Here is a 4443-nt window from a genome sequence, read left to right as displayed (position 1 = left end):
GCAGGCCGCAGACGGCGCAGGCCGCGTTGATTGCCGCTTGACGGGACGCGGGCGCGCAATTACGGCTAATCTATCCTCGCGGGTATGGTGAAAAGGTATCACGAAAGCTTCCCAAGCTTCAGTTACGGGTTCGATTCCCGTTACCCGCTCCAAGCAAGTATAGTAACATATTCATCTGAATTTTTTGCTTTACTCTATTTGCTTTTGAGGAACCCCAATCGACTACTTTGACCAATTCGTTCTAAATCAAGATGGTAGAAGAAGTTTCGGCCGCTATTTGCATTGCTTGCGTACCGCGCCGGCCAAATTTTCAAACCTTAATGTTGGGAGTAATGAGATGTTGAAGAAGCGGATCACAATAATTTCTTTTGGTCTTGCGATGCTAGCAGCTTGTGCATCAGATACGGGTGTAGTCCCTGTGGGGCAAGAGCAGTTTATTATTGAAAAACAGCAGGCAACAGGCTTTCCAGGCCTCGGAAACCTACGGGCTGAAGTCTATGTCGAGGCTAATGAATTTTGTGCAATGCAGGGGGGCAGCCTTGAAACGGTGCGCTTCGAGCAAACGGATCCGCCATATATTTTAGGAAACTACCCACGCGTTTCTCTTACTTTTAGCTGCAACTAGTCTTGAATAGGGCACCATATTCAAACTGATCCATTGCCAAATTTCCCTTCTGCATTACTCTACGGCAATTGCGAAGCCAGCCAGAGAATCTGATGCGCGGCCAGCGTTACGCCTGTGCGTACATGATATGATTCCCCTGTGATCAGATCGGTCATGCGCGGGGGCATATCGAGGAACTGGTCGGCGAGAATCTCTTGGCCATCTTCCGCGAAATTCACCAGCACGCAAATCTCCTGACCGCCACCGCTGCGCACGTATCCCAGCACATGGGGGTTATCCGTCGGGAAAGGTCTGATCGCGTTGCCCGCCAGACCGGGTGCGGCGCGGCGCGCGTCGATCAGTTGTTTCATGCGCGCAAATATCTTGCCTGCATCAGTGTCTTGATCAAACCGCTGCGCATAGAGCGCATCAGGCCGCAGGGGCCGTCCGACCCAGCGCTGATCCTTGGCTTGGCCGGGGTTCTGCTTGTAGGCATCGTCATTCAGCTGGCCGACCTCATCCCCCAAGGACAACAGCGGAATACCCCCTGCCGAGAACGCGATGCCGTAAAGCAGGATCATCCGGTCGATACCGCCAGCGTCCCTTGCCTCGACGCCAGTTAGTGAGGCGGTCGTACCGCAGACACGGCAATCACCGGTCTTGGGGTTGTACTGGAACGGCACACCCCGCGCGAAACTGCCTTCGAACTGGTTTGTGTAAAAACTGTTGAGGAAGCGCCGATGATCGAAACCAAGAATATCCAGCTCGGCGGCATCCTCATCTGCAAAGGTCCAGCCGATGTCGTCATGGCTGCGCACATAGTTCACCCATGCGCAGTCTGCGTTGATCGGCTGGCGGCGGGTGATGGCCTGATCAATCAGTTCCACTTTGCGTGTGGCCAACGCCTCCCAACTCAGCGCCATCAGAAGAGGGTTGTAGGAAATCGGACATTCCTCGGGGTCGATATATGAGACGACCTCGTCGGGGTGCACAATCGCCTCGGATTTGAACAAAAGCGACGGCGCCGCGATGCGGCACACAGCGTTGAATGCGCGCAAAAGCAGATGCGCTTCGGGCTGGCTCTCGCAGGTGGTGCCCAGCCGTTTCCAGATAAAGGCCACAGCATCCATGCGGATCAAATCAACACCCTGATTGGCCAAAGCCAGCATTTCCCCCGCCATGGCGCAGAAGACGGCGGGATTGGAATAGTTCAGGTCCCACTGGAAGGAATGGAAGGTGGACCAGATCCAGCGTCCATCCTCCATTTGTATAAAGGCACCGGGGTGGTCGTCCGGAAAGACCTCGCGCACGGTACGCTCAAAGGCGTCGGGCATCCGGCGGTCGTTGAAAATCCAGTAGTAATCGGAATATTCCGGATCACCCGCAGCCGCCTTTTCCGCCCATTCATGTTCGTTCGATGTGTGGTTGAAAACAAAGTCCACAACCAGTGATATCCCAGCCTCGCGCAGATCTTTGGCCAGCGTGCGCAGGTCGGCCATTGTCCCCAGATCGGCGCGCACCTCGCGGTAGCTCGACACCGCATAGCCACCGTCGGAATTTTCCTTGGGGCAATCGAAAAGCGGCATCAGGTGCAGATATGTGATCCCGAGTTCCTGGAAATAAGGTACATGCTCTTTCAGACCGGCCAGATTGCCTGCATAGCGATCAACATAGCAAAATGCACCCAGCATCTGGTTTGACTGGAACCAATCAGGGGTCGCCTCGCGCGCGGCGTCCAGTGCCTTGAGATCATCCGCACGGTCCCGCCATGATGTCTGCGCCAGCACGATCAGTTGTGCCAATTGATCAAGGCAGCTTTCATGGGCGCCATAGAGCGTGGCGAAAAGATCAAAAAGCTGCGGAAAATGCGCCTCGAACCGCGCGTGAAAGGCACGCCCGTCGTCATCGTCGCGGGACAGGCCCGCGTCTTCCAAAGCAGCCAGAACATAGCTTTTTGCAGCTTTGCGTTGTTGCGTCGTCGAGAGCATTATAGCGCACCAATAATTAAGGTCGGACCCGTCCGACTTTCACGAGAATACAGCGCAATATCAAGGGACTTTACGTATCCTCAATCTTGGCAGCCTAGAGCAGAAACATCCCTGAAAGTCCCGCCACGCCGATCGAAAAACTCAGCGGAAGAACAGCATTTGCCATCAGGTGCCATTTGCTGTTTTCAGAGCCGAAAATCTTGCGCAACTGGACAAAAAAGAACGTGCTGACAAAGAAAACCACCAAGAAGATCAGCGCCGCGTAGCCCGCTTTCGACACCGGCACAAAGAGCGCGACACCTGTCATCAGCTTCACTGCGCCCGCCCCTGATCCACCGATTGCAAACATGACGATCCCGAACAGGAACACACCTGCCGCCAATGCCACCTGCCAGTACAGCGGTGTCCGGTCCTCGACCATAAACAGAAGCACTGCGAAGAGAACAAAGGGCAAGACCGTGAGCCAGTTCGGGATACGTCCCGTTCTGATTTCCAGCAACATCGCAACAACGATAATAGCCGCGACAGCGAAGGGGATCATTTCAACGATCATGTGGTGGTCCTTTGTGAGATGTCGCGCTGCTTATGCCAAAGCCCGCGCCCTAAGACACCCCATGCATCTGCAGAAATTCAACAAGTGCGGCAGTTGAGCCATCCTTGCCCGCCGCACTCTCTTTGCCTTCCACAACAGGTTGCAGGGCTGTGGCAAGTTCCTTGCCCAGTTCCACACCCCATTGATCGAAGGAATTGATGCCAAGCACGACGCCCTCGACAAATACACGGTGCTCATAAAGCGCAACGATCTGGCCCAGCACCTCGGGTGTCAGTTGCGGATAGGCGATGGTCACCGAGGGGCGATTACCCTTGAACACGCGGTGGCGGGCTTGGCGCTCCAGCTCTGCACCCTCGAATTTATCCGCCACCTTTGCGCGCGCCTCGTCCAATGAGCGCCCGCGCATCAGCGCCTCTGATTGGGCCAGACAATTGGCCACCAGAAGCTGGTGTTGGTGGTGCAGATCATCCTCATGTCCGCGCGCCGCCACGAGGAATTCACAAGGAATCACGCGGGTGCCCTGATGGATCAACTGGTAGAAAGCATGCTGGCCATTCGTGCCCGGCTCACCCCAGACCACGGGGCCACTGTCGATGGTCAGATCGGCACCGTCCATGCTGACGCCCTTGCCGTTACTTTCCATCTCGAGCTGCTGCAAATAGGCGGGCAGACGCGCCAGAAGGTTATCATAAGGCAGCACAGCACGCGTGGCATGGCCGCAAAACTGATTGTGCCAGATACCCACCAGCGCCAGCATCGCTGGCAGGTTTTCCTGCCAAGGGGCGGCCTGGAAATGGCGGTCCATGGATTGCGCACCGCGCAGGAAGGCACGGAATGCGTCAGGGCCAATCGCGATCATTAAAGAGAGACCAATCGGCCCCCACATGGAATACCGCCCGCCGACCCAGTCTTCGAAGCCGAACGCGCGCGCGGGATCAATACCAAAGGCCGCTGTTTTGTCGGCGGCCGTCGAAAGGGCCGCAAACTGTGCGCCTGTATCTGAAACGGTTTGGCCCATCCACGCTTGCGCCGTCCGCGCGTTGGTCATGGTTTCAATCGTGGTAAAGGTTTTCGAGGCTACAATTACCAAGGTTGTCGCCGGATCACAGCCGCGCAGCACGCCTGCAATATCCGCAGGGTCCACGTTGCTGACAAAATGGCAGCGCGGACCGTCGTGATAGGGCGCCAGCGCCTGTGCCGCCATCGCAGGCCCCAGATCGGACCCGCCAATGCCGATGTTGATCACATCGGTAATCTTGCCGCCCTGCCCTGTGAAACCGCCACTGCGCACATCACGC

General features: G+C 56.3%; 4 protein-coding genes and 1 tRNA gene. 2 read left to right on the top strand and 3 right to left on the bottom strand.

Annotated elements, in window-relative coordinates:
• The first annotated feature begins 78 nt into the window (after nt 1-78).
• A tRNA-Gly gene (locus tag VGP75_RS20255) sits at nt 79-152 on the top strand.
• Nucleotides 153-337: 185 nt separating this feature from the next.
• On the top strand, nt 338-625 hold the full coding sequence (locus VGP75_RS20250) for a hypothetical protein (RefSeq protein WP_327545372.1): 288 nt from the start codon (nt 338-340) through the stop codon (nt 623-625).
• Between the two features lie 59 nt (nt 626-684).
• On the opposite strand, the gene VGP75_RS20245 is transcribed toward VGP75_RS20250, so the two are convergent.
• The 3 genes from VGP75_RS20245 to pgi all read right to left on the bottom strand — a co-directional run.
• Nucleotides 685-2592 carry an amylosucrase gene (locus VGP75_RS20245; protein ID WP_327545371.1) on the bottom strand — a complete coding sequence of 636 codons (1908 nt, stop codon included), beginning with the start codon at nt 2590-2592 and terminating at the stop codon, nt 685-687.
• Nucleotides 2593-2686: 94 nt separating this feature from the next.
• Nucleotides 2687-3145: a prepilin peptidase gene (locus VGP75_RS20240; RefSeq protein ID WP_327545370.1), complete on the bottom strand. Its 459-nt coding sequence runs from the start codon at nt 3143-3145 to the stop codon at nt 2687-2689.
• 49 nt (nt 3146-3194) lie between these two features.
• Nucleotides 3195-4443: glucose-6-phosphate isomerase (pgi, locus tag VGP75_RS20235; protein WP_327545369.1), on the bottom strand; the 1249-nt coding region annotated here is incomplete at its 5' end.

The organism is Yoonia sp., assembly GCF_036007805.1.
In the GTDB taxonomy this organism is placed as follows: Bacteria; Pseudomonadota; Alphaproteobacteria; order Rhodobacterales; family Rhodobacteraceae; genus Yoonia.
Note: the sequence above shows the minus strand (reverse complement) of the source record. Positions and strands in the feature narration are given on the sequence as shown.

Coding starts and splice junctions, on each gene's coding strand:
- VGP75_RS20245 (WP_327545371.1), bottom strand. CDS start 2,592: ATGCTCTCGACGACGCAACAACGCAAAGCTGCAAAAAGCTATGTTCTG.
- VGP75_RS20250 (WP_327545372.1), top strand. CDS start 338: ATGTTGAAGAAGCGGATCACAATAATTTCTTTTGGTCTTGCGATGCTA.
- VGP75_RS20240 (WP_327545370.1), bottom strand. CDS start 3,145: ATGATCGTTGAAATGATCCCCTTCGCTGTCGCGGCTATTATCGTTGTT.